The organism is Streptococcus sp. 263_SSPC (assembly GCF_001071995.1).
Lineage (GTDB): Bacteria > Bacillota > Bacilli > Lactobacillales > Aerococcaceae > Granulicatella.
The window spans coordinates 110,306-136,257 of the sequence record NZ_JVNU01000025.1 but is presented as its reverse complement, the minus strand read 5'-3'; the positions used below and the strand labels follow the sequence as shown (position 1 = coordinate 136,257).

Annotated in this window: 28 protein-coding genes, 1 pseudogene and 1 other annotated feature; of the genes and pseudogenes, 26 read left to right on the top strand and 3 right to left on the bottom strand. The window is 41.8% G+C overall.

The window, feature by feature from the left end:
* Nucleotides 1-273: 273 nt before the first annotated feature.
* The 3 genes from citG to ADH02_RS03215 all read right to left on the bottom strand — a co-directional run bounded on the left by citG (nt 274) and on the right by ADH02_RS03215 (nt 3,299).
* On the bottom strand, nt 274-1,104 hold the full coding sequence (gene citG / locus ADH02_RS03225) for a triphosphoribosyl-dephospho-CoA synthase CitG (RefSeq protein WP_048782561.1): 831 nt from the start codon (nt 1,102-1,104) through the stop codon (nt 274-276).
* Entirely contained in the window at nt 1,097-1,792 is a 696-nt protein-coding gene (locus tag ADH02_RS03220) for a GntR family transcriptional regulator (RefSeq protein WP_048782558.1), read from the bottom strand. The genes citG and ADH02_RS03220 overlap by 8 nt, the downstream gene beginning before the upstream one ends.
* Before the next feature lie 124 nt (nt 1,793-1,916).
* Nucleotides 1,917-3,299: a CitMHS family transporter gene (locus ADH02_RS03215; protein WP_048782557.1), complete on the bottom strand. Its 1,383-nt coding sequence runs from the start codon at nt 3,297-3,299 to the stop codon at nt 1,917-1,919.
* Nucleotides 3,300-3,631: 332 nt separating this feature from the next.
* Here ADH02_RS03215 and ADH02_RS03210 point away from each other — a divergent pair, with 332 nt between their 5' ends.
* The 26 genes and pseudogenes from ADH02_RS03210 to ADH02_RS03085 all read left to right on the top strand — a co-directional run bounded on the left by ADH02_RS03210 (nt 3,632) and on the right by ADH02_RS03085 (nt 25,646).
* Nucleotides 3,632-3,955 (top strand): hypothetical protein, encoded by a 324-nt coding sequence (locus tag ADH02_RS03210; RefSeq protein ID WP_048782555.1) that lies wholly within the window; start codon nt 3,632-3,634, stop codon nt 3,953-3,955.
* 25 nt (nt 3,956-3,980) lie between these two features.
* Nucleotides 3,981-4,373, top strand: a complete 393-nt coding sequence (locus tag ADH02_RS03205; RefSeq protein ID WP_048782553.1) for an acetyl-CoA carboxylase biotin carboxyl carrier protein subunit — start codon at nt 3,981-3,983, stop codon at nt 4,371-4,373.
* A gap of 78 nt (nt 4,374-4,451) precedes the next feature.
* Nucleotides 4,452-5,522, top strand: a complete 1,071-nt coding sequence (locus ADH02_RS03200) for a sodium ion-translocating decarboxylase subunit beta (protein ID WP_414717658.1) — start codon at nt 4,452-4,454, stop codon at nt 5,520-5,522.
* Nucleotides 5,523-5,549: 27 nt separating this feature from the next.
* Nucleotides 5,550-5,681 (top strand): OadG-related small transporter subunit, encoded by a 132-nt coding sequence (locus tag ADH02_RS09700; protein WP_048709848.1) that lies wholly within the window; start codon nt 5,550-5,552, stop codon nt 5,679-5,681.
* Nucleotides 5,682-5,693: 12 nt separating this feature from the next.
* The gene (gene citC, locus ADH02_RS03190; RefSeq protein ID WP_048782548.1) at nt 5,694-6,704 is read left to right on the top strand and encodes a [citrate (pro-3S)-lyase] ligase; all 1,011 of its coding nucleotides are present in this window, start codon (nt 5,694-5,696) and stop codon (nt 6,702-6,704) included.
* 27 nt (nt 6,705-6,731) lie between these two features.
* Nucleotides 6,732-7,040, top strand: coding sequence for a citrate lyase acyl carrier protein (citD, locus tag ADH02_RS03185; protein ID WP_048709855.1), 309 nt, complete (start codon nt 6,732-6,734; stop codon nt 7,038-7,040).
* On the top strand, nt 7,028-7,915 hold the full coding sequence (gene citE / locus ADH02_RS03180; RefSeq protein WP_048709859.1) for a citrate (pro-3S)-lyase subunit beta: 888 nt from the start codon (nt 7,028-7,030) through the stop codon (nt 7,913-7,915). The genes citD and citE overlap by 13 nt, the downstream gene beginning before the upstream one ends.
* Before the next feature lies 1 nt (nt 7,916).
* Entirely contained in the window at nt 7,917-9,449 is a 1,533-nt protein-coding gene (gene citF, locus ADH02_RS03175) for a citrate lyase subunit alpha (RefSeq protein ID WP_048782546.1), read from the top strand.
* A gap of 22 nt (nt 9,450-9,471) precedes the next feature.
* Complete coding sequence (gene citX / locus ADH02_RS03170; protein ID WP_160312859.1) at nt 9,472-9,993, top strand: citrate lyase holo-[acyl-carrier protein] synthase; 522 nt, start codon at nt 9,472-9,474, stop codon at nt 9,991-9,993.
* 14 nt (nt 9,994-10,007) lie between these two features.
* A complete protein-coding gene (locus tag ADH02_RS03165; protein WP_048782543.1) occupies nt 10,008-11,402 on the top strand; it encodes an oxaloacetate decarboxylase subunit alpha in 1,395 nt (464 codons plus the stop codon).
* Between the two features lie 108 nt (nt 11,403-11,510).
* Nucleotides 11,511-12,071, top strand: coding sequence for a serine O-acetyltransferase EpsC (gene epsC / locus ADH02_RS03160; RefSeq protein ID WP_048782541.1), 561 nt, complete (start codon nt 11,511-11,513; stop codon nt 12,069-12,071).
* Nucleotides 12,068-13,477 carry a cysteine--tRNA ligase gene (gene cysS, locus ADH02_RS03155; protein ID WP_048782539.1) on the top strand — a complete coding sequence of 470 codons (1,410 nt, stop codon included), beginning with the start codon at nt 12,068-12,070 and terminating at the stop codon, nt 13,475-13,477. Before epsC ends, cysS begins: the two co-directional genes overlap by 4 nt.
* On the top strand, nt 13,474-13,875 hold the full coding sequence (locus tag ADH02_RS03150) for a Mini-ribonuclease 3 (protein ID WP_005607838.1): 402 nt from the start codon (nt 13,474-13,476) through the stop codon (nt 13,873-13,875). The genes cysS and ADH02_RS03150 overlap by 4 nt, the downstream gene beginning before the upstream one ends.
* A 1-nt stretch (nt 13,876) precedes the next feature.
* Nucleotides 13,877-14,740: a 23S rRNA (guanosine(2251)-2'-O)-methyltransferase RlmB gene (rlmB, locus tag ADH02_RS03145; RefSeq protein ID WP_048782537.1), complete on the top strand. Its 864-nt coding sequence runs from the start codon at nt 13,877-13,879 to the stop codon at nt 14,738-14,740.
* A 17-nt stretch (nt 14,741-14,757) separates the two neighbouring features.
* Nucleotides 14,758-15,297, top strand: a complete 540-nt coding sequence (locus ADH02_RS03140) for an NYN domain-containing protein (RefSeq protein WP_048782535.1) — start codon at nt 14,758-14,760, stop codon at nt 15,295-15,297.
* 136 nt (nt 15,298-15,433) lie between these two features.
* Entirely contained in the window at nt 15,434-16,141 is a 708-nt protein-coding gene (locus ADH02_RS03135; RefSeq protein WP_048709883.1) for a response regulator transcription factor, read from the top strand.
* A gap of 3 nt (nt 16,142-16,144) precedes the next feature.
* Nucleotides 16,145-17,551 carry a sensor histidine kinase gene (locus tag ADH02_RS03130; RefSeq protein ID WP_048782533.1) on the top strand — a complete coding sequence of 469 codons (1,407 nt, stop codon included), beginning with the start codon at nt 16,145-16,147 and terminating at the stop codon, nt 17,549-17,551.
* A gap of 29 nt (nt 17,552-17,580) precedes the next feature.
* Complete coding sequence (locus tag ADH02_RS03125) at nt 17,581-18,192, top strand: VanZ family protein (protein ID WP_048782531.1); 612 nt, start codon at nt 17,581-17,583, stop codon at nt 18,190-18,192.
* A gap of 3 nt (nt 18,193-18,195) precedes the next feature.
* Nucleotides 18,196-19,386 carry a class I SAM-dependent rRNA methyltransferase gene (locus ADH02_RS03120; protein WP_048782529.1) on the top strand — a complete coding sequence of 397 codons (1,191 nt, stop codon included), beginning with the start codon at nt 18,196-18,198 and terminating at the stop codon, nt 19,384-19,386.
* A gap of 566 nt (nt 19,387-19,952) precedes the next feature.
* Nucleotides 19,953-20,378, top strand: a complete 426-nt coding sequence (gene rplK / locus ADH02_RS03115; RefSeq protein WP_005607816.1) for a 50S ribosomal protein L11 — start codon at nt 19,953-19,955, stop codon at nt 20,376-20,378.
* A gap of 101 nt (nt 20,379-20,479) precedes the next feature.
* Nucleotides 20,480-21,169 (top strand): 50S ribosomal protein L1, encoded by a 690-nt coding sequence (rplA, locus tag ADH02_RS03110; protein ID WP_048782526.1) that lies wholly within the window; start codon nt 20,480-20,482, stop codon nt 21,167-21,169.
* 86 nt (nt 21,170-21,255) lie between these two features.
* Nucleotides 21,256-21,376, top strand: a sequence feature (ribosomal protein L10 leader region).
* A gap of 28 nt (nt 21,377-21,404) precedes the next feature.
* A complete protein-coding gene (gene rplJ, locus ADH02_RS03105) occupies nt 21,405-21,908 on the top strand; it encodes a 50S ribosomal protein L10 (RefSeq protein ID WP_048782524.1) in 504 nt (167 codons plus the stop codon).
* Nucleotides 21,909-21,983: 75 nt separating this feature from the next.
* Entirely contained in the window at nt 21,984-22,352 is a 369-nt protein-coding gene (rplL, locus tag ADH02_RS03100) for a 50S ribosomal protein L7/L12 (protein ID WP_048710944.1), read from the top strand.
* 181 nt (nt 22,353-22,533) lie between these two features.
* Nucleotides 22,534-22,991 (top strand): annotated as a pseudogene (tnpA, locus tag ADH02_RS03095) (IS200/IS605 family transposase).
* 193 nt (nt 22,992-23,184) lie between these two features.
* Entirely contained in the window at nt 23,185-25,428 is a 2,244-nt protein-coding gene (locus tag ADH02_RS03090) for a heavy metal translocating P-type ATPase (RefSeq protein WP_053091394.1), read from the top strand.
* Nucleotides 25,429-25,448: 20 nt separating this feature from the next.
* On the top strand, nt 25,449-25,646 hold the full coding sequence (locus ADH02_RS03085; RefSeq protein WP_048782585.1) for a heavy-metal-associated domain-containing protein: 198 nt from the start codon (nt 25,449-25,451) through the stop codon (nt 25,644-25,646).
* The last annotated feature ends 306 nt before the right edge of the window (nt 25,647-25,952 follow it).

The following is a 25,952-nucleotide window of genomic DNA, read 5'->3' as shown; positions in this document are numbered from 1 at the left end:
CAAAAAGGGAGTAAGGAATAAATTCCTAACTCCCTTTAATTCGCATTTAATACGATTCCCCATTACTGCTATTATAGAATCCGAGGTTTCTCTCGTATATCGGCCCTTTCTGCTAAAAAAAAGGTTAATCCTTTCTTGAATAAGAGGAGGCGACAGGACATGTGCATGCCACGTTCTCTGGCGCGGGGAAGGGAGAGCAGGGAGTGTGTGCTCGAGAAAATTGGTAAGAAAGAGAGTGCTGAAAAATGAGTAAAGAAAAAAACGGATGAGGGTTCATCCGTTTTGTTGTATTTTATGACAGAAGAAGGTGAGCGAGAGTAGGTCTGCGCTGCCTCCAGGGCTGAGGTTACGCTCGATAAGGACGTTGTCGTAGTTCTCGAGACGGGTTGTTAGTTCAGTTTCTGTAAGGGTTTGGGCTTCTTCAAATAATTGTTGTGCTTCATGTTGCACTTGTTTATACGCATCAATTCCGCCGCGGTGAATAAGGTTTCCGTCTTCGACAAAGGTCATTAAATACAGAAGAAGGAGTAAGTCGCGGTGACGTTGAGTGTATTTGTCTAGTGTATTGTAATAGTCGAGTGCTTTTGCAAGGCTTGGGTAACCTGTTGCTGCTTCGCCTCGAATGCCTGTGATGCCATGTTCGACGTAGAGTTTTTCACCATAAGAGAGGTGTTCTTTTTGGTCGAGGTTGGCAAAGTCCACTTCGATGAGGTGGCGTGTCATTAGGTGGCAGTAGTGCAAGGCTTCTGGAATGTTGCCATTCGTATGAGCGGTAGCCCCTAAGACGAGCGCAAAGGAGAAGTTGGCGCCTTTATGGGTATTGATATTGTTAGTAGCGGCCATCATCGCATCTTCTGCTTGTTTTCCAAGGGTGCGAAGTTCGTTGAATAAGTCGAGTGGACTGCCGTTGTGGCGGCTTCCTGCTTCGGCGTAGGCCAGTAAATAAGGACGGAGCGCTTCGATGCTTTGATAGAAGGTGTCCTTTGTCATGTCCTTATGAGCGCCGACAGAAATAGGGTCCACTAAGCCGGGTTTTGGCGCGAGATTTACTTCTTGTAGAAGGGCGTCTTTAGCCACTTTTGCTAAAAACTCAGGATTAATCAATGTGTAATTTCTCCATTTGTTTCAAAATAAATTGTAATGAGCGATCTAAGTGCTCGTGTGTAATCAGTGTGATTTGTTCCACGTCGTTATTGAGCATGCCGCGATAGATGAGTTTGTGTTCTTCGAGTGCTTTTGTACGGCGCTCTGAAGAACGAATCGATAAGTCGCGGAAGTAGATGACGTATGTACGTAGCTCAAATACGATTTCTTTTAGACGTGTCATTTGGCATTTTTCGTAGATGAAATCATTGAAAGTTGTGAAGTTCGCAAGTACTTCGTCGACTTTGTCTTCGTTGTTGAGACGTTCGCATTCTTCAAGGATACCGTTCAACTCTTTGAAGTCTTCTTTCGTCATGAGTTTCATCGCATTAATTGTTGCCAATGTGTCGAGTGATTTTCTAATTTCGTAAATTTCATGGGCATCTTTAATGGAAATTCCTTTTACGATGACACCAATCTTAGGGATGTGCTCTACTAGGTGCTCTTTCGTTAACTCGTTAAGAGCGTAGCGAATGGGAGTACGGCTGATGTTTAACTCAGTCGAGAATTCTTTCTCGTTAATACGGGTACCTGCAGGGATTTCTCCTAAGATAATCGTTTTACGAAAAGCTTCGTAGAGCGAAATTTTAAGAGGTTTGTTTTGGGTAATATCTAAATTTTTCTTTACCGCTTGGATAATCGCTGACATAGTAGCCTCCTGGAAATTATTGTAAACATTAGAGATAGTATAAACGATAAAATGGTAAAATGCACAAAAAAAGACTTGTTAGGCTAGGCCTGAACAAGTCTTTTTCACAAATTCAATGGTTACATTATTGTGGTAAGTATAATGGCATGTGACCCATTAATACGATTGTTACAACGAAGATTACGAAGATAACAGCTGCGTATTTAGCTGATTCTTTTTGCCATTCACCCATGTCTAATCCTGTTAGACGTAATAGTAAGTAGATGAACGCTACTAATGGGCTTAATAAGTGGAATGCTTGACCCATTAATGAAGCTAATGCCATTTGCATATCAGTGAATCCATATTGACGTCCGATTTCAGCGAATGGAATTAATACTCCGTAGTAGAATCCGTCGTTTGTTAAGAAGAATGTACCAGGTACTGAAATAATCGCGATGATTAATGACCAGAATCCTGCTAATTGTTGAGGGATAACTTGAACGATACTTTGTGTTAAAGCTGTTGCCATTCCAGTTCCTTGGAATAATCCCATGAATACTCCGGCACCGAATACTAGTAATACTACTTGTACTGCGTCACCAGCGTTGTCCCCAATACGTTTAGATTGAGCTTTTAAGTCTGGGTAGTTGATCATTAAGGCTAAACCTGTACCAACTAAGAATAATACAACTGGTTTAACTTCGATTGCATCGATGAATGAACCAGCAACTAACCAACCGATTAATACGATTGTTAAGATAGCGTTGATTAAGAAGTTTTGAGGACGACGTTTTTCTAATACTTCAGGATCAGAAATTGTAGTCAATTCGTTTAATTCTTCTTCAGATAATTCTTGGATACCTAAACGAGCACGTTCTTTTTTACCCATTGAGCGAGCAACAAAGAAGATTACGTAAAGTACTGAAAGAATCATACCTGGTGCTAAGTAACCTAGGATATCTGCTTCTACACCAAGAACTGACATCGCACGAGCAGTAGGTCCGCCCCATGGTAATAAGTTCATGATAGTGTTTTGTAAGATAACAAGAACCCCTAAGTTCATTAATTTCATGTCTAATTTTTTGTAAATTGGCACGAAAGCTGAGCAGCAGATTAATGTAGTTGTAGTTCCGTCACCGTTTAGTGATACGGCAGCAGCAACGATAGCAGTAGCCATCAATACTTTCATTGGATCGCCTTTAGCGAAGCGAATCATTTTGTTAGTGATTGGATCGAATAATCCAGCGTCTAACATTGTAGAGAAGTAAAGGATTGCGAATAGAAGCATAACCCCTGTTTCAGCAGTTCCTTTCATCGCTGTTAATTTATCTTTTGAGTTATTACCGAATAACCCTTGGCGAACTAATGTACCGATGTTAGCGTCTTGGACTTGACCTGTAGCAACTAAAATAATTGCGAAAACTAATGGAATTAATACTAAAGCTGTAAATGGTGACATTTTTTTCTTCATGATAACGTACATGAAAATTGCCATCATAATATAAGCTGCAATTGTGATAACCATCATATCTTCCTTTCTTTATTAAAAAATTTGTTTTTTTAGTTGGAGAACCGTTCAGTCGCTAAAACCTGAATGGGAGCTCCACGAACTCATTGGGTAGAATGAATTCGTTTACTTATAGCGATATCTTAAATAATATTTAATAAAAAAGATAGTGTTTTCATATCGAAAAACAATAAAAGAACAGTTTGATGTGACAAATTGAGCATAACATTTATATCCTATTTATAATAAAACACCAAAAGAACAGGGAAAAACCCTGTTTCTAGTTTAGGTATGACGCCGTTTTCTGTATAATAATTGCATGTAGATTATGTTGGGAAGGGAGTGAAGGAATGGGAATTCTCCAACGATTATTTGGCAAGAAGAACTCTGAAGCAACGGAACACGCATCGACAAAGTCTGCACAACCAGAATCTGAATGGGAAAAATTAGAAGCTTTTGTACCGGTAGAAGCAGAAGAAGCTAAGCACGTCTCAATCATTGCAGCGGCGATTGCGGCCTCAGATTATCCAGAAAGCCAATTTGTGGTCAAACGCGTCCTTAAACGCAACCCAGAAACCAAGATTATCTCGGTTATTGCCTCAGCGATTGCTGCAGGTGAATCAAGTGACAGTCAATGGGCTGTTAAAGAAATCTACAAAAAACGCAAATCATAATTTATTTTAGGAGGAATGTTACGATATGTTACGTAAATTCAAAATCAAAGTAGACGGTCAAGAGTACCAAGTAGAAATGGAAGAAATCGGTGCAGTTGCGACACCCGCTCCTGTAGCACCAGTTGCAGCTCCTGCAGCACCAGCTTCCCCAGCAGTAGAAGCAGCTCCAGCACCAGCAGCTCCTGTAGCAGCAACACCAGCTGGCGCAGACGCAATGCCATCTCCAATGCCTGGTAACATCTTACGTATTTTAGTAAACGTAGGGGACACAGTTACTGAAAACCAACCATTAATGATTTTAGAAGCAATGAAAATGGAAAACGAAATCGTTGCAGCTAAAGCAGGGGTTGTAGCAGGAATTCACGTTAAAGAAGGTCAAGTGGTTAACCCAGGAGACGCTTTAATCACAATTAACTAATTTTAATAACATTCAAGGAGTGAAACAGTGGAAACATTAGTTCAAAATCTAACGTCATTTACTTTGGGCCAAGGTATCATGATGGCTATCGGTGCCCTATTAATGTACTTAGGGATTAAAAAAGAGTACGAACCAACATTATTAGTACCAATGGGATTAGGTACAATCCTAGTAAACTTCCCTGGGACTGGGGTTCTAGACCAAATCGTAGGTGGACAACAACAACACGGGGTCCTACAAATCTTATTCGAAATCGGTATCGAAACTGAATTATTCCCATTATTAATCTTCATCGGTATCGGTGCGATGATCGACTTCGGTCCATTATTACAAAACCCATTCATGTTATTATTCGGTGCGGCAGCTCAATTCGGTATTTTCTTCGTAGTCGTTGTAGCTGTATTATTCGGATTTGACATTCGTGAAGCAGCTTCAATCGGTATCATCGGTGCGGCTGACGGTCCTACATCAATCTTCGTTGCGAACCAATTAGCCCCTCAATTACTTGGAGCGATTACGGTTGCGGCCTACTCATACATGGCTCTTGTTCCGATTATCCAACCAATCGCTATCAAGATGGTTACAACAAAAGCAGAACGTCGTATTCGTATGACATACCACGCTTCAGGCGTATCTAAATTAACTAAAATCTTGTTCCCAATCATTATCACAATTGTGGCAGGTTTCATTGCTCCAATTTCATTACCACTTGTTGGTTTCTTAATGTTTGGTAACTTATTACGTGAATGTGGCGTTTTAGATAACTTATCTCAAGCGGCTCAAAACGAATTAGTAAACATTGTTTCTATTCTATTAGGGATTACAATCTCAGTTAAAATGCAAGCTGAATTATTCTTAAATGTTCAAACATTAATGATCATCTTGTTCGGTTTAGTAGCCTTCATCATGGACTCAATCGGTGGTGTTGTGTTTGCTAAGATCTTGAACTTATTCCGTAGAGAAAAGATCAACCCAATGATCGGAGCTGCAGGTATCTCTGCATTCCCAATGTCAAGTCGTGTTATCCAAAAAATGGCGACAGACGAAGATCCTCAAAACTTCATCTTAATGTACGCTGTTGGAGCTAACGTTTCTGGACAAATCGCTTCTGTTATTGCTGGTGGATTATTATTATCATTCTTCATGTAATAATATAGAAGGAAAAGGAGGAAAACGATGACTTTCAACGCAGAACATTTAACACAAGCTTTCGAATTAATGGCTTTAGGGATGGGTGGAGTTTTCCTAGTATTAGGAATTCTATATGCCGTTTCTGCTCTTTTATTAAAAGCATTCCCGCCAAAATAAGGAGGCCGTTCCATGGAAAATTTCATTCTCAAACGGTTATGGCTCGATCGCGATAAAAAAGCACGCCAAGATTGGGAATGGTTAATGGATCAAGCTAACCTTGGCAAAACAGAGCAGGTTGATTATACAATTGCGATTTACCATACTTCTGGTGAACCTGCAGCAACCGGTTCTTTAGACCGAAACATTTTAAAATGTTTAGTGGTTTGTAAAAAGTATCAATCAGAAAATCTGTTGACGCATCTCGTGATGGCGCTCTTAGATGAATTAAGAGAACGTTCTTATACAAATAGTTTTGTCTACACGAAACCAAAGAACATTGTCTTCTTTAAATCTCTAGGTTACCGGGTAGTTGCTGAAACAGAAAACCTTGCCTTTTTAGAACAAGGCATCCCATCTTTTAGTGATTACTTAAAATTACTAAAAGAACATTTCGTAGAAGGAAGTAGCAATAGTGCCATTGTCATGAACGCGAATCCTTTTACACTGGGACATCAATACTTGGTAGAAACGGCTGCAAGTCAGTCGAGTCACCTCTACGTATTCGTTGTTTCCGAGGATCGTTCGTTCTTTCATACGAACGACCGCATGGAAATGGTGAAACGAGGCGTGAGTCATCTGCCGAACGTAACGGTGCTTCCAACGAGAGACTACATGGTCTCAAGTGCGACTTTCCCATCGTACTTCTTGAAAGAGAAGGCGGATTTGGAAGTGGCAAAAGTTCAAGCAACATTGGATGCAACACTCTTCTTAGAAAACATTGTTCCAACGTTACAATTGACCAAACGTTTTGTGGGTCAAGAACCACTTTCCCCAGTAACCTCCGTTTATAATGACGCGCTAAGAGCTGCTTTTGGGAGCGACTTAGAGCTAGTGATTATAGACAGACTTTCTGCCAGGGACGAAGTGGTGAGTGCGACGCGGGTGCGCGCTGCCATTCAAGACAAAAACGTAGACGAGTTGAAACTACTCGTTCCAGCAACTACGTATCATTATTTAGAAGAAAAACATTTCATTGGTTAAAATCCAAAAGAAAAGGTGGAAACAATAATGGAAATTAAAAAAAGTGCAGTAGTCGGCACTTTGGAATCAAGTGACATCATGATCACTTTAAATCCAAGTACCGCTGGTCGAATCGACATTCAATTAGAAAGTAGTGTCGAAAAACAATTCGGAAATCAAATCCGTCGTGTGATCGAAGAAACTTTAAAAGAACTAGGGGTTACTTCAGCAGAAGTCATCGCAGTTGATAAAGGGGCTTTAGATTGCACAATTCAAGCTCGTACAGTGACAGTTGTTCACCGTGCAGCAGAAGTTGAAAACTACGACTGGAAGGAGATCGACTCATGGAACGCTTAAGAAGAACAATGATGTTCGTACCTGGTTCAAACGCAGCAATGTTGCGTGATGCTCCACTTTACGGCGCAGACTCAATTATGTTTGACTTAGAAGATGCTGTTTCTTTAAAAGAGAAAGACTCAGCTCGTGTATTAGTACATTTCGCTTTAAAAACTTTTGACTACAGCAATGTAGAAACAGTTGTACGTATCAACGGTTTAGATACAACAGGTGCTTTAGATATTGAAGCAGTTGTACTAGCTGGCGTAAACGTTGTTCGTTTACCAAAAACTGAAACAGCTCAAGATATCGTAGACGTGGATGAAATCATCACTCGTGTTGAACGTGAAAACAACATCCCAGTAGGTCGCACTAAAATGATGGCTGCGATTGAATCTGCTGAAGGTGTGTTAAACGCTCGCGAAATCGCTAAAGCAAGTGACCGTTTAATCGGTATCGCTTTAGGGGCTGAAGACTACGTAACAAACATGAAAACTCGTCGTTACCCTGATGGACAAGAGTTATTCTTCGCTCGTAGCATGATTTTACACGCTGCTCGTGCTGCAGGAATCGCTGCAATCGATACTGTTTACTCTAACGTAGACAACATGGATGGATTCCGTGAAGAAGTAGAACGCATCAAACAATTAGGTTTCGATGGAAAATCTGTTATTAATCCTCGTCAAATTCCTGTGGTTAATAAAGTTTATGCACCAACAGAAAAAGAAATTCAAAACGCTAAAGAAGTTATTTGGGGAATTCGTGAAGCTGAAGCTAAAGGTTCAGGTGTTATCTCAGTTAACGGTAAAATGGTCGATAAACCAATCGTGGAACGTGCTGAGCGCGTAATCGCATTGGCAAAAGCGGCTGGATTGATTAGCGAGGAGGAAATTTAAGATGGTATTAAATAAAGCTGGACGTGAAATTCCACAAGAATATGCAGATCAATATGGGGTATACGAAGGTGAGTTAGCTCGCATTAAACCTTATGAAGCAGCTAGCCGTAAAATCAAACCTGTTGAACCTCGTCAAGAAAAATTATTAGGTAGCATTCGTGAAGCTATTGAAAAAACTGGCTTAAAAGATGGCATGACAATCTCATTCCACCACCACTTCCGTGAAGGAGACTATGTAATCAACATGGTTATGGATGAAATTGCAAAAATGGGGATTAAAAACCTATCAATCGCTCCATCTTCAATCGCGAACGTACACGAACCATTAATCGAACACATCAAAAATGGTGTCATTACAAACATCACTTCATCTGGTTTACGTGATAAATTAGGGGCAGCAATCTCTAGCGGTATCATGGAAAACCCAGTTGTGATTCGTTCACACGGTGGACGTGCTCGTGCAATTACTGCAGGAGACATCCACATCGACGTTGCCTTCATCGGAGCTCCAAGTTCTGACGAGTACGGTAACATCAACGGTACAAAAGGAAAAGCAACTTGCGGTTCTTTAGGATACGCAATGATCGACGCTAAATACGCTGACCAAGTAGTTGCCATTACTGACAGCCTTGTACCTTATCCAAACACTCCAATCAGCATTCCACAAACAGATGTGGACTATGTGGTTGTTGTAGATGAAATCGGGGATCCTAAAGGGATTGCCAAAGGGGCAACTCGTTTCACGAAGAACCCTAAAGAATTATTAATCGCAGAATACGCTTCTAAAGTAATCACTGGTTCTCCATATTACAAAGAAGGATTCTCTTTCCAAACTGGTACAGGTGGAGCTTCTCTTGCTGCAACTCGTTTCATCCGTGAATCAATGATTAAAGACGGCATCAAAGCAAGCTTTGTACTTGGTGGTATTACAAACTCAATGTGCGAATTGTTAGAGGAAGGTTTAGTTGAGAAAGTCATCGACGTTCAAGACTTCGACCACCCATCAGCAATTTCACTTGCAAACAACGCAAACCACTATGAAATCGACGCAAGCATGTACGCAAACCCATTATCTAAAGGTTCAGTAATTAACCGTTTAGACGTTGCAATCCTTTCTGCTTTAGAAGTAGATACAGACTTCAACGTAAACGTAATGACAGGTTCTGACGGTGTTATCCGTGGAGCTTCAGGTGGTCACTGTGATACAGCCTTTGCTTCAAAAATGTCAATGGTTATCAGCCCATTAGTACGTGGACGCATCCCTACATTCGTAGAATCAGTAAATACTGTGATTACTCCGGGTACAAGTGTGGACGTGGTTGTTACTGAAATCGGTATTGCAATCAACCCTAACCGTCAAGACTTAATTGAACACTTCAAAGGTTTAGATGTACCTCAATACACAATCAAAGAATTACAAGAAAAAGCATATAGCATCGTTGGAAACCCAGAACCAATCCAATATGGTGATAAAGTGGTTGCGGTTATCGAATACCGTGATGGAAGCATCATCGACGTTGTTCGCAATGTTTAATTCCTTGTTTGACGGAGCACCTGTGGATATCATACAAATGCTTGATGCCAGAGAAAGACGTGCTCATATCCAACAACAATTATTAGAACAATTTAATCCGTGTGTATTGGTGTCTATTACACTCAATATTCCAGGTCCTGTAAAAAATTCAGAGGCGATTACAACCGTCTTCGCCTCTGTGATTTCTGAATTAGATGAGGCTTTACAGTCTTTTGAGAAACTTCACCAAGAAGATTTCTCGCCTCAGACAGGTATGGAATTTTACCGAGTCCTTCGCGCAGACGCACTTCGTGTTAAGCGCGCTTGCACGGAATTTGAAGAAGGACACCCACTCGGGAGATTACTCGATATCGATGTTGTTGAAATGGCTGGAGATACACCTACGCCAATTTCCAGAACAGCTCTTGGAATGACTCCAAGACGTTGTTTTATCTGCAATGAGGACGCAAAAGTGTGCGCCCGTTCTAGAAAGCATACAGTTCCTGAGATGCAAGAGCATATCGCTCGCATTGTTGCAGCATACACATCCATCGAAAGACCTTAAGAAAGGAAGATATTATGAGCAAAATTATCCGTTTAACTGAAACGGTTTTGCGTGACGGACAACAAAGTCAAATCGCGACTCGTATGTCAACTGAAGATATGTTACCAATCTTGGAAACATTAGACCAAGCTGGCTTCCATGCGTTAGAAGTATGGGGAGGAGCAACTTTTGACTCTTGTATTCGTTTCTTGAATGAAGACCCATGGGAACGTCTACGTCAAATTCGCGAAGCAGTTAAAGATACAAAATTGCAAATGTTATTACGTGGACAAAACCTATTAGGATACCGTAACTATGCTGATGATGTGGTACGTTTATTCGTAGAAAAATCTGTACAAAACGGAATCGACATTATTCGTGTATTCGATGCTTTAAACGATGTTCGTAACATGAAGACATCAATCGAAGCAACTAAATTAGCAGGCGGACACTGCCAAACAGCAATTTCTTACACAACAAGTCCAGTTCACACTGTAGACTACTACGTTGATTTAGTAGGACGCATGGCAGAATTCGGTGCAGACTCAATCTGTATTAAAGACATGGCTGGGGTATTAACACCTCAAACAGGTTACGAATTAGTAAGCCGTATTAAAGAAAAAACTGATCTTCCTTTAGAAGTTCACACTCACGCTACAAGTGGTATTTCTGAAATGACTTACTTAAAAGTAGCTGAAGCAGGCGCAGACATCATCGACACTTGCTTATCATCATTCTCTGGTGGTACAAGTCAACCTGCAACTGAATCTATGGCTTTAGCACTTAAAGATTTAGGCTTCGAAACAGGCGTTGACATGAAGAAAGTGGAAGAAGCAACAGCTTACTTCAACGGCATTCGTGATAAATTCCGTGCAGAAGGAATCTTAAACCCTAAAGTAAAAGATACAGAACCAAAAACATTAATTTACCAAGTACCTGGTGGAATGTTATCAAACCTATTAAGTCAATTAACTGAACAAGGCTTAGCTGACAAATACGAAGAAGTATTAGCAGAAGTGCCAAAAGTACGTGCGGACTTAGGGTACCCACCACTTGTAACGCCATTATCACAAATGGTTGGTACACAAGCGGTAATGAACGTGATTTCAGGCGAACGTTTCAAACTTGTTCCAAAAGAAATCAAAGACTACGTTTTAGGATTATATGGACAAGCTCCAGCAGAAATTAATCCTGAAGTGAAAGCAAAAATTATCGGAGATGCAGAAGTTGTGACAGTTCGTCCAGCTGACTTAATCGAAGATCAATTACCAGAAATTCGCGAAGAGATTAAAGAATACGCTAAATCTGACGAAGATGTGTTAATGTACGCACTCTTCCCGCAACAAGCAAAAGACTTCTTAGGACGTCGTGAAGATCCATTCTACGATGTACCATTACAAACAGTAGAAGTTACTTTAGACTTAAAATAGTTTTGCTAGAAAGCTGAAAGGCTAGGCTCAGCGCCCGGCTTTTCAGCTTTTTGTGTGCTTTAAACTGTGCTATAATGAGGGGAAAGACAATGCAAAGGAAGTGAAGGAATGGGACGTTTTAGAGAAGATATGGATACTTATAAGAGAAATGATCCGGCGGCAAGAAGCAGCTTGGAAATCGTCTTGACGTACCCAGGATATCACGCAACGGTCTTACACCGGGTGGCGCATTGGTTGCATACAAAGGCAAAAATGAGACTCCTTGCACGGATGGTCGCTGGTTTTAGCAGATTTCTAACGGGCATTGAGATTCATCCAGGCGCAACGATTGGAAGACGATTCTTTATCGACCATGGCATGGGAATCGTCATTGGAGAGACAACGATTATCGGTGACGATGTCAAAATGTTCCATGCGGTGACCTTAGGCGGAACCGGGAAAGATACTGGCAAGCGCCATCCAACCATCGAAAATGGTGTGCTTTTATCGGCACATTCGCAAGTGATTGGACCTGTGACGGTTGGAGAATATGCCAAAATTGGAGCGGCGGCAGTTGTGTTAGACGACATTCCTGCTCATACCACAGCGGTTGGACTGCCGGCACGAGTGGTGCGCGTCCATACACCAGAAGAAATTGAAAGAGATACGACTATCGGAGGGAACTTATGATTCAAATCTACAATACCTTAACAAGACAAAAAGAAGTATTTAAACCGATTGAAGAAGGAAAAGTGAGCATGTATGTGTGCGGCCCAACGGTTTATAACTATATTCATATCGGAAATGCACGTAGTACGGTTTCCTTTGATACGATTCGTCGTTACTTTGAATACCGCGGTTATGACGTGAATTTCGTTTCGAACTTTACAGATGTGGATGATAAAATCATTCGCGTGGCTAACGAAACTGGCATGACGGCTGAAGAAGTCTCAAAGAAATATATCGAAGCGTTCTTTGAAGATACAAACGCCTTAAACGTGAAGAAGGCGACTTTAAACCCAACAGTAATGAATACAATGGATGACATTATTGCCTTTGTAGCGGACTTAGTCGATAAAGGCATGGCATATGAATCAGAAGGCGATGTTTATTTCATCACTGAAAAATTCAAAGACTATGGGGAACTCAGCGATCAACGCATCGAAGACTTACAAATCGGGGCAAGTAATCGTACAGCCTCAGAAGATGATGCGAAGAAACGCAACCCGCTAGACTTTGCATTATGGAAGAGCGCAAAACCAAATGAAATTAGCTGGAACTCTCCATGGGGCAAGGGTCGCCCAGGATGGCATATTGAATGCTCTGTAATGGCGACAAAACACTTAGGCGATACCATCGATATTCACGGTGGTGGACAAGACTTAGCATTCCCTCACCACGAAAATGAAATCGCGCAAAGTGAATCAAAAACTGGTAAGAAATTTGCAAACTACTGGATGCATAATGCGTTTGTAACGATGGGCGAAGAGAAAATGAGTAAATCACTTGGAAACTTCGTGCTCGTTCACGACTTAATCCAACAACTTGACCCACAAGTACTTCGTTTCTTCTTAGCGAGTGCGCACTATCGTCGTCCATTGAAATTTAGTGAAGCGGCTCTTCAAGAAGCAGCCGTGAATCTTGAAAAAGTACAAACAACCTTCAAGAATGCACGCTACCGTCTAGAAACAGCCGTGGATACTTTGCCAGAAGATGCAGAACGCTTAGCAAAATTCGAAGCAATTGAAGCGGAATTCCAAAAAGAAATGGATGATGACTTTAATGCGGCAAACGGTATGACGGTGTTATATCAATGGTTGAAAGAATGGAATGTGTATTTAGAACAAGAAGTCGTTTCAAAAGCAGTACTCGAAGCGCTCCTTGAAAAAGCAACTGTTCTATTTGGAATCTTCGGTATCGTTGAAAAACAAGAAGCACTGCTCGATGATGCTATTCAAGCGTTAATCGATGAACGTCTTGAAGCGCGTAAAGCGAAAAATTTTGCTCGCAGTGACGAGATTCGTGATTTATTAAAAGAACAAGGGATTGTATTAGAAGACACTCCACAAGGAACAAGATGGAGAAGAGAAGCATGACAGAAAAAAACTGGAAGCTGCTAAACGGTTTGGCCTTAGCCTATATGGGTGACGGGATTTATGAAGTGTATGTCAGAAATCACGTGATGCAAAAAGGGTTAACAAAGCCAAATCAATTACATGCGACCGCAACGAAGTTTGTTTCGGCAAAGGCACAAGCACGCTTGATGCAACAAATGTTGGAACAAGAAAACTTCTTAAATGAAGAAGAATTAGAAATTTACAAACGAGGACGCAATAGTAAGAGTCATACGGTGGCAAAAAATGCAGACGTAGGAACGTACCGTATTGCGACTGGTTTTGAAGCATTAATGGGTTATTTATACTTATCTGGCCAACAAGCAAGACTAGAAGAACTCATCAACTGGTGCTTACAACAAGTGGAAGGTGAACAGTAACATGGCACGAAATGAATATGCACCAAAGAAAAAATCAAGAAACGGAAATCGTTCAGACCGTGGGCGTCCTGAGCGGACTGAAAAGAGACAACGCCCCGCTCATGAACACGTAGAACGTGAGGGAGTACAAGAAGTGGTGGACTTCGTGTTTGGTCGTCATGCAGTGGTAGAAGCCTTGCAAACGCCGGACCGTGTGAACCGCGTCTTTATCCAAGAAGGAACTTCTGGACGAGATGCTGCAAAAGTCATTGAACTCGCACGTGAAAAAGGAATTCAAGTTCAAACCGTTCCAAAGACGAAGATTGAAGACCTTGTCGGCAATGCCGTTCACCAAGGACTTGTTGCTTCGATTGCAGCCTACGAATATGCCGACTTAGAAGACGTCTTTAAGAAGGCCGAAGAAAAAGGCGAAGATCCATTTATCGTCATTTTAGACGGGGTGGAAGATCCACATAACTTAGGAAGTATTTTACGTACGGCAGACGCAACAGGCGTTCACGGCATTATTATTCCAAAACGCAGATCGGCTTCATTGACAGCGACCGTTGCCAAAGCTTCAACGGGTGCCATTGAGCATGTGCCGGTTGTTCGCGTGACGAATTTAACGCAGACGATTGAACAATTGAAGGCGCGTGGCATTTGGGTGTTTGGGACCGACATGGATGGAACGGACTACCGCAAATGGAATACAAGTGGCCCTCTTGCGATTGTGATGGGGAACGAAGGAAAAGGTGTCTCTCGTATCGTGAAGGAAAGCGTGGATGAAATGGTGACGATTCCGATGGTGGGACATGTCCAAAGTCTGAACGCGAGCGTGGCGAGTGCCTTAATGATGTACGAAGTCTTCCGTAACCGTTCGTTATAGGAAACGGGGGATGCACATTGAAAAAGCAACTGTACATTGTGGACGGCTATAATATGATTGGTGCTTGGCCGGAGCTAGTCGCATTGAAGAAGCAAGACGACTTAGAGAGTGCGAGGGATTTACTCATCCAACGCTGCTCGAATTTTCAGAAGTTCGAAAATATCGAAGTCTGGATTGTATTCGATGCGCAGTTTGTACCGGGCATTACTCAGTCATTTGAAGAGGCCGAAGTCAAGGTGATTTTTACGTCTGAAGGGGAGACGGCGGATAGTTATATTGAGCGTACGGTATCAGAAATGAACACGCGACTCATTCAAGTGTCCGTGGCCACCAGCGACTTGGCCGAACAGTGGCTCATTTTCCAAAAAGGAGCCCTGCGTAAATCAGCTAGAGATTTTTATAAGGAATTAGAAAGTAGTAGGGATAAACAAACAGAGATGGCACGAACTTTCCATCATAAAGGAAGTGCGCGCCGAAATCCCTGGAGTGACGCACAAATGGCGCTACTGAATCATTTGCGCTTCAGCTTGGGAGGCAGTGCAAAAAAGAAAAAATAGTGAATTAGCGCATTTTAAATACACAAATTCACATTTTCTTCACAAATTGTGGTGTGTGATTTCATATTAATGATGTACAATCTGTGAAGAAAACTTATAATAATTATAATTTAGCTATAAAAAAGGAGTGTATGTCATGCATATCTTAATGATTGAAGATACAGAAGCAGTTTGCGAAATGATGGAAATGTTTTTTGAAAACGAAGGTTGGAAGGCAAGCTTCTACCACGATGGTAAAGAAGGTCTTGATGCATTCTTAGAAAACCAAAACAAATGGGGCGTTGTCATTCTTGATGTCAACTTACCAAGCATGGACGGAATGCAAATTTGCCGTCAAATCCGCCAAGTGAACCAAAACGTTCCAATCGTAATGCTTACAGCACGCGATTCAGAAAGTGACCAAGTTATCGGTCTTGAGATTGGTGCAGACGACTACGTTGCAAAACCATTCAGTGCCGTAACGATTATGGCTCGTATTAAAGCATTATTACGTCGTACACAACGCGCTACTGTTGCAGACAACACATTTGCTTCAGAATTCGATGTTGAGACAGATCACGTGAAAATCAATACGAAAACACACGAAGCATTTATCGATGGCAAACAGATCGAAAACTTAACACCAAAAGAATTTGACTTATTAATGGTTATGGCGAAACATCAACGCCAAGTGTTCACTCGTGAACACTTATTAACGAAAATCTGGGAAGATCCATTCTATGGTGACGAACGTACAGTTGACGCTCACATCAAGAAACTTCGACAAAAAATCGAAGCTGTTGGTCCTCACGTAATTCATACGGTTTGGGGCGTAGGATATAAATTTGACGATAGCGAGTTGTAATCCATGAAATACTTTTATCAGCAACTCTTCGGGTTCGTATCCGTTGTGCTGTTGACGATTGCTGCCTGTGGAATTCTTTTCTACAACGTAATGAGTAATAATGTGTATACACAGCGTTCTCAGCAATTACAGTCGTATGCTAAAGGATTAATTGCGACTGATATGAGTGATGCGGATATTTATAAGTTGGGTACCATTTTACGCGAGGAAAATGTCAGTATAGCGATGTTTGATGAAAACAACGCGATGACCTATCCGTCTAGTAGTTTAGATACAAATTCTGCACTAACGGAGGATGAATTAAATCACTTAAAAAATGGTGCTGCGATTAACTTGAAGGAAGTTCAAATGAACTTTACCGGAGAAGCCGTAGATAACTTAATCACGGTATACTATCCCATTATTAAAAATGGACAGTATAAAGGATACGTGGCTTTAGCCAGTCCGATGAGTCGTATTCAAACCGAAGTACGCGAACTTCGTAATTCGATGTTTATTGCGTTTGGCGCTGCGATTATCATTGGAATTATGATGAGTTTTGTATTTGCAAACTATCAAACACGTCGAATCAACAAGTTGCGTAAGGCGACTCATAAGATTTCGGAAGGGGACTTCGATGTTAAACTTCCTGTCGAAAGTCGAGACGAGTTTGACGACTTAATGAAAGACTTTAACAACATGGCGCATTCGCTCCGCGAGTCTGAAAGAGAGGTTGAGCGACAAGAAAATGTCCGCCGCCAATTTATGATGGACGTGGCGCACGAAATGCGTACACCATTGACAACCATGAATGGATTGCTCGATGGCTTGAAATACAATATGGTGCCAGAGTCTCGTCGTGGCCGTTCGCTAGAACTCATTTCTAGTGAAACACAACGATTGATCAGGCTCGTTAACGAAAACCTCGACTACGAGAAGATTCGTTCGAACCAGATTGTATTAGTGCAACACCGTTTTGCAGCGATTGGAGCCATCCAGACCGTTGTAGAACAAATTCGCGAACTAGCGAAAGTAAAAAATAATACTTTGCGCTATGAATGCGATACAGACTTCAGCGTTTATGCCGACTATGACCGTTTTGTCCAAATCTTGGTGAACATTACAAAGAATGCGAACCAATTTACGGACAACGGGGAAATTCTAGTGAAGGCGTGGAACGAAGGTAAAAAAGCGATTGTCGAAATTTCTGATACAGGTATCGGAATTGACGAGAGAGAAATCAAAGAAATCTGGGAACGTTTCTATAAAGCAGACGTTTCAAGAAAGAGCACGAAGTACGGAGAAAGCGGCCTTGGCCTTGCGATTGTGAAGTCGCTTGTAGATAGTCACCGCGGTAAAATCTCTGTGAAGAGTGAAGTCGGCAAGGGTACAACGTTTAGAGTCGTATTCCCTGGCGAAAGTGAATTGTAATTTAAGGAGAACGAACAAGGAGGAAGAACATGTATTTACTTGGCCCATTCTATCAATGGCTAGTCCGATTATTTGATGGGCGAGTGAATCACCTTCCACTTGTTCGTTTGTTTATTTTCAGTGTAGACCACGCAATCATCCTGTTTCTCGGATGGCTGATCGTTTGGTCTATTTATTTATTCTCACGGAAAAAAGGCGAAATCGTCTGGAAGTGGGAGCTCTACCGAAATTTATTTATCTTCTATATTATATTGCTCGCGCAGCTCACGATTTTCAGAAGCACGAACGAGACGTTTACGCTACAGATTGTCTCGCATCCGCTCTCGGATATTATGTGGGTGCCGTTTGTCGATAGTATTAAATTATTTATGCAAGGATCGGTCTTTGCAGCGTATTATAATGTAGTAGGAAATATCGTGTGGTTTATGCCACTTGGATTTTTCTGCGGTTTGCTCTATGGAAAAGAAAAAGGACACTCACGTTCACTCTGGTACGGGTTCTGGACCTCTTTTGCCATCGAGTTCTTTCAATTTATCTTTTACACAGGAGTCAGCCATATCGACGACATTCTCTGTAATGTTCTAGGAAGTTGGCTTGGATTCCTACTGTATCGTGCCATTATGAAATGGAGGGGAAAATAATCTATGGGAACAATCATCGTGAAACAAAAAGCAGCGGGATTGATAAAAAAAGGAAGTCCACTGATTAGTCAGATGGACCTTGCTCAAGAACTTCGCGCAGATGAAGGCGAAGTGGTGAAAGTTTTTGACCAACAACGTCGCTTCTTAGGGATGGCCTATGTTGGGTTCCAAAATAAGGGAGTCGCGTGGGTGTATAGCCGAGAGGAAGACGAAGCATTGGATGATGCGTTCTTTAGCGGAATCTTCAAGACGGCATTCGAAAACCGACGTGCACTCTTACATTCGGTGGATACGACGACTTTCCGTCTCTTCAATGGGGAAGGCGACGGTTTTGGAGGAGTGACAATCGACTGGTATGATGGGTTTATCGTTGTCTCTTGGTATAGCGAGGGCGTTTATCATTACCACGACCTGATTTTGACGCAGGCACTTGCTTCGTTTGAAGGTGTCAAAGGGGTCTATGAAAAGATTCGTTTCAAGAATGAAGCGGACTTGCCAGAAAGTCAATTTGTCGGCGGGATAGAAGCACCAGAACCGCTAATCGTATTGGAGAATGGTGTTAAATACGCGACCTATATGAATGAAGGATTGATGACTGGTATCTTCCTAGACCAACGCGAAGTGCGTGAAACGATTCGCCAGCGTTATAGTGCAGGACGTACCGTATTAAATACCTTCAGCTATACCGGTGCCTTTTCTGTAGCTGCAGCGATGGGTGGCGCGACAAAAACAACTAGCGTGGACGTTGCCAACCGTAGTCTTGAGAAGACAAAAGAGCAGTTTGCAGTCAATGGTATCGACCCAGAATCGCAACAAATCTATGTGATGGACGTGTTCGATTATTTCAAATACGCTGTGAAGAAACAGTTGAAGTTTGATTCGGTCGTGGTCGATCCACCAAGTTTTGCCCGTACGAAGAAAAGAACCTTCTCTGTGGCAAAAGACTACGGCAAATTAGTGGCTCAAATCACACCATTAGTCGCGCCAAAAGGAACGCTCGTGTTATCGACGAATGCAGCGAATGTGAGCGAATCTCAATTCCAACAAATGATTGAGAAGGGAATCCAGGAAGCAGAAGGCAATCGTAAGTTCCGCATTGTCTTGAAAAAAGGCTTGCCAAGCGATTTTGCAGTCCCAGTAGCCACACCGCTCAGCGATTATCTCAAAGTTTTCTTTATTGAATTTAACAACTAGCTCAACTGCCCGAAATTCACTTATAAGTGAATTTCGGGCAGCTTTCGTAAGCACCTCAAACTCCCTGCACAAACCCCGTCCTTATGCCATTTCCGCAGCACGGAAGGCCATTAGAGGCACCGACATGTCATTTTCATCTTTTGGCACAAATCCCATTGCAACGCGATTTCTAGCAGTTCACTTTTTTGCAAAAAAATCTCATTTTCTTACAAGCCTGAAGAACGTTGCGGTTCTATAGCAACAGTAATGGGGGATAGCAACCAATGTGAATTACTGACTCTAGGGTAAAACCCGTAGAGTCAGTTTGAAGCTTGGTAGGAATTGAGACGATAGGGCTCAATCCGGTGCCCCATTACCGTGGCTATGAAGCAACCGCAACCGTTCAAGAAGGCTTGTAAGAAAAAACGAAGTTTTTCTAAAAAAGAATAAACTATAAAGATTGCATTGCAAATTAAGTTTTGATATAATACCAAAGTGCATGAAAATGCACATGTCGGAACACCGTGGGAGGAGAAATCTTCATCTCCATTAAACCACGCACGAAACAATCAAGGAGGTAATGTCTCGTGGCTAAAAAAGTTGTAAAACTAGTTAAATTACAAATTCCTGCAGGTAAAGCAACTCCAGCTCCACCAGTAGGTCCAGCTTTAGGTCAAGCACAAGTGAACATCATGGGATTCTGTAAAGAATTCAATGCTCGTACAGCTGACCAAGCAGGTTTAATCATTCCGGTTGTGATTTCAGTTTATGAAGACCGTTCATTCGACTTCATCTGTAAAACACCACCAGCAGCAGTATTATTAAAGAAAGCTGCTAAAGTAGAAAAAGGTTCAGGAGAACCAAACAAGAAAAAAGTTGCTACTGTAACTCGTGATCAAGTTAGAGAAATTGCTGAATTAAAAGCACCTGACTTAAATGCAGCAGACGTAGAAGCTGCTATGCGCATGGTCGAAGGTACAGCCCGTTCAATGGGATTTGTAGTAGAAGGCTAAAAACAAATGCAGCTTCCAAAAGTCCCTAGCACGAGTGTTTCACTCATGGACTTTGTGGGAGGTAAAACCGTTAAAACCACACAATAGGAGGAAATTATACAATGGCAAAGAAAAGCAAAAAATATTTAGAAGCCGCTAAAAAAATCGATTCTTCTAAAGCTTACTCAGTTGAAGAAGCTATCGCATTAGCAAAAGAAACAGATTTCGCTAAATTTGATGCATCTGTAGAAGTTGCATACCGTTTAGGTTTAGATCCAAAGAAAGCTGACCAACAATTACGTGGAGCAGTTGTGCTTCCAAACGGAACAGGTAAAACTCAACGCGTATTAGTATTCGCAAAAGGTGAAAAAGCTAAAGAAGCTGAAGCAGCTGGTGCAGACTACGTTGGTGACAGCGAATTAGCTCAAAAAATCCAAGGAGGATGGTTTGAGTTCGACGTTATCGTTGCAACACCTGACATGATGGGTGAAGTTGGTCGTTTAGGTCGTGTATTAGGACCTAAAGGCTTAATGCCAAACCCTAAAACAGGTACTGTTACAATGGACGTAACTAAAGCTGTTGAAGAAATCAAAGCTGGTAAAGTTACTTACCGTGTTGACAAAGCTGGTAACATCCACGTTCCAATCGGTAAAGTTTCATTCTCAGATGAAAAATTAGTAGAAAACTTCAAAACAATTCACGAAACATTATTACGTATCAAACCTGCTACAGTTAAAGGTCAATACGTACGTAACGTTGCTGTGACAACTACTTTCGGCCCTGGGGTTAAAGTAGACGTAGCTTCTCTATAATTTAAAAATGGATAGAACCGAGCCATGTGCTTGGTTCTTTTTTATTAGTGTTTTTTGTTGACAATGAAGAGTCAATCGTGTAAACTAATAAAAGTTGAATGCGACCGAAGACAGTAGGGGGCACTAGCCTTAATATCCTACCGAGGGAGAACAAGTTGATCTTATTTCTCTATGTCTTTGTGGGTATAGAGTTTTTTTTATGCCCTACCTAAATTTCAGGAGGTGAAAAACGAAGATGAGTGAAGCAATCATTGCTAAAAAAGCGCAACTAGTTACAGAAGTTGCTGAACAGTTCAAAAACGCATCATCAGTTGTTGTTGTTGACTATTTAGGAATTACTGTAGAAGAAGCAACAAATCTACGTGCAGAATTACGTAAAGCAGGAGTACAATTTGCAGTTGTTAAAAACAGCATTTTAACTCGTGCAGCTAAAGAAGCTGGTTTAGAAGGAATGGATGACATTTTCAAAGGACCATCAGCTGTAGCTTTCAGTAACGAAGACGTAGTAGCTCCTGCTAAAATCTTAGCTGACTTTGCTAAAAAAGTTGAAGCTTTAGAAATTAAAGCAGGTGTTGTTGAGGGTAAAGTTTCTTCAAAAGAAGAAATCGAAGCTCTTGCAAAATTACCAAGCCGCGAAGGGTTACTTTCAATGCTATTATCAGTATTACAAGCACCAGTTCGCAACACTGCATTGGCAATCAAAGCCGTTGCAGATCAAAAAGATGGCGCAGCAGCTTAATAAAGCTAGCTAGCTAACTTTCAAAAACACAAAACAAAAATTATTAAAACAACCAAAAAATGGAGGAAATTAAAAATGGCATTAAACATTGAACAAATCATTGCTGACATTAAAGAAGCAACTGTATTAGAATTAAACGACTTAGTAAAAGCTATCGAAGAAGAATTTGGCGTAACAGCAGCAGCTCCTGTAGCTGTAGTAGCAGGTGGCGCTGGTGAAGCTGCAGAAGAAAAATCTGACTTCACTGTAGAATTAACTTCTGCTGGAGACCAAAAAATTAAAGTAATCAAAGTTGTTCGTGAAGCAACTGGATTAGGATTAAAAGAAGCTAAAGCATTAGTTGATGGCGCTCCTGGCGTATTAAAAGAAGGTGTAGCTAAAGAAGAAGCTGAAGCATTAAAAGCTCAATTAGAAGAAGTTGGCGCTTCAGTAACATTAAAATAATTTTTAATGACACTTTTCAAGGTCGGACTATCCAGTCCGGCCTTTTTGTTTTAATTAAAATCTCCGGATTGTCTGGGAGTTCAAAAAGCTTTAGCGGAGCGATAATGAAAAAATAAGCCTCCCTAGTTATAATTCGTATGTGGTCTGCAAACTACATCGAAAGAACTAAGGAGGCTTTGTCATGGGATATACCGATGACTTACACAGTTTATCACATACGAAATGGAACTGTAAGTAATCATATCGTTTTCGCACCAAAATATAGAAGAAAGGCATTCTATGAGTCAAGGAGGCTTGATGTCGGCAGAATGTTAAGGCAGCTATGCGGATGGAAACATGTAAATATAATCGAAGCAGAAGTCTGCGTGGAACATGTGCACATGTTAGTAGAAATACCACCAAAAATGAGTGTTTCTGGTTTTGTCAGATATTTAAAAGGGAAAAGCAGCCAAATGATATTTGAAAGATGGTCGAATGCAAGATTTAAGTATAGAAATAGATTGTTTTGGTGTAGAGGGTATTATGTAGACACGGTAGGTAAGAACTCGAAAGTATATACGGAATCAACTAAAAGAAGATCATATAGCGGAACAATTGGAATTAGAATTGGAAGATACGTTTGCAGAAAAACGTAAATAGGTGCTCGTCGCAGAACACACGAGCGCATTGATGCGTCGCTCTGAGATCAGGGCTATGCCCGAAACTGAAAAACCACCGGCTTAGCCGGTGGATATTTATTTAAAAAATTCCTGAGCTTACTTGTTGACATTTGTAAACTATAGTTGTAAACTAACAACGTAAACGACAAATGTAAACGAAAGCGGTGAAAGTAATGAGCAAACAAAAAGAGTACATTATTGAAGGAATGAGTTGTGCTTCATGTGCCATGACGGTAGAGAATGCCGTTAGCAAAATGCCTGGCGTTAACAAAGCTAGCGTTAACTTGGCAACCGAGATCATGACCGTTGAAGCAAACGATAGCGTGACCCCTGAAGACATCGCCAAAGTGGTCGATGGTGTGGGATACGGTGCTCGTCCTCGTGGGAAATCAGTGGAAGAAGAACTCGAAGAAAAGAACGAAAAGAAAGAAGCGCACTTAAGAGAAATGAAGCGAAACCTAACCATTTCAGCGATTTTCGCTGTGCCACTTCTCTTTATTGCAATGGCCGATATGATTGGAATTCCAATGCCAGCGTTCCTAAGCCCAATGCAAAGCCCTGTGAGCTACGCGTTGATTCAATTAGCGCTCGTTCTCCCAATTCTCTGGCTTGGACGTCATTTCTTCGTGGATGGATTTAAAGCCTTATCTAAAGGTCATCCAAACATGGACAGCCTAGTCGCTCTTGGAACAAGCGCTGCGTTCCTGTATAGCCTTTACGGAACGTACCATGTATTAGAAGGCCATGCGCATTTTGCGATGAACCTTTACTACGAATCAGCCGGCGTTATTTTAACATTGATCACACTTGGAAAATACTTCGAAGCCGTGTCAAAAGGAAAAACATCCATGGCGATTCAAACGCTCGTAGGACTCGCTCCTAAAATGGCGACGGTTTTACGAGACGGACAAGAAGTAGAAGTTCCTGTAGAAGAAGTGCAAGTAGGCGACCTCATTCGTGTAAAACCGGGTGAAAAAGTTCCAGTCGATGGCGTCGTGACAGAAGGCAACTCAACCGTTGACGAATCGATGTTAACAGGGGAAAGTATTCCAGTATCGAAAGCAGTTGGCGATGAAGTGATTGGGGCAAGTTTAAATAAAACAGGCTCCTTCATTCTAAAGGCAACAAAAATCGGGAAAGACACAGCCCTTTCTCAAATCATTCAGTTAGTTGAACAAGCACAAGGATCAAAAGCACCAATCGCAAAACTGGCCGACAAAGTTTCAGGAGTATTCGTTCCAATCGTAATCGGCTTGGCTCTTGTTTCTGGACTTGCTTGGTATTTCCTTGGACAAGAATCATGGGTATTTGCCCTCACGATTACCATCTCAGTCCTCGTCATCGCCTGCCCATGTGCGTTAGGACTTGCGACACCGACTGCTATCATGGTTGGGACTGGTAAAGGGGCCGAAAACGGAATCCTTCTTAAGAGTGGAGAAGCGTTGGAAGAAGCCAACCACGTGAATATGGTTGTTTTCGATAAAACAGGAACTATCACAAACGGAACTCCGGTTGTCACAGATGTTGTTACTGCCGATAATACCGATGCAGATGCGCTCGTTCGCCTAGCTGCGAGCCTTGAAGTAGCGTCAGAACACCCTCTTGGCGAAGCGATTGTTGCCAAAGCCAAAGAACAAGGTGCCACATTTGATGAAGTGACGAACTTCGAAGCCATCCCTGGTTTCGGGATTAAAGGCCACGTTGGTGAAACGCTCGTCTTCCTTGGGAATGAAAAATGGATGCGCGAAAATGGTCTTGCCAATGAGGCGATGAACGAAAAAGCAAACCATTTCGCCGAACAAGGAAAAACACCGCTCTATATCGGATACAACGATGCGGTACAAGGCTTGATTGTTGTAGCGGATACTGTTAAGGAAAGCAGCGCGCGTGCCATCCAAACCCTACATGAAATGGGCATTCAAGTAGCCATGATGACAGGGGACCATGAACGAACTGCACAAGCGATTGCCGCTGAAGTGGGGATTGACCGCGTATTTAGTGAAGTTTTACCGCAAGATAAGGCGAATTATGTCTCAAAATTGCAAGAAGAAGGCTATATTGTGGCGATGGTGGGAGATGGTATCAATGATGCCCCAGCTCTTGCACAAGCACAAGTCGGTATCGCAATCGGTACCGGAACAGACGTAGCCATCGAATCTGCAGACGCCGTCTTAATGAAGAGCGACTTGATGGATGTACCAGCGATGTTAAAACTCAGCCGTGCAACCATCCGTAATATTAAAGAAAATCTATTTTGGGCATTTGCCTACAACGTAATCGGAATTCCATTCGCGATGGGAGTTCTTCACCTCTTTGGCGGACCACTCCTCAACCCTATGATTGCCGGAGCCGCAATGAGCTTCAGTTCCGTATCCGTTGTCCTCAACGCCCTAAGATTAAAACGCTGGAAAGCATAACTATAAAGGAGAGATTTATGATGAAAAAAGAATACAATTTAGAAGGAATCAAATGCGCAGGATGTGCCAACACAGTGAAAGAACGCTTCTCAAACGTCCCAGGCGTAACAAATGTTGAAGTCAGCTTAGAAAACAAAGTAGCTACAGTCGAAGGAGACGCAAGCGTCGACGCATTACAAGCATCCCTCGAAGGCACAAAATACAGCATCAAAAAATAATCAACCCCAAAAAGGCCGAGCGTTTTCGCCCGGCCTTTTTTCTGTTTTCTCTCTCCCTTCCTCCGCAAACCATGGTTAGAAGAAGTAAAAAAAGAAGTGCTTTGCGAAAAAACACCTAGACTTCTGATTGGCATTTTTCTACTGGGTCTGGTTTCAACTGCGCCCATGGTTAGTGGAAGTAAAAAAGTAGAGCGTTGCGAATAACACTCAGTGTGGTTTCGGAGAATCTTGCGGATTCTATAGTAATAGTGATGGAGCTTGCATTAAAATGAGGGAGAAAGACAGAAATAGACAAAATAGAAGATG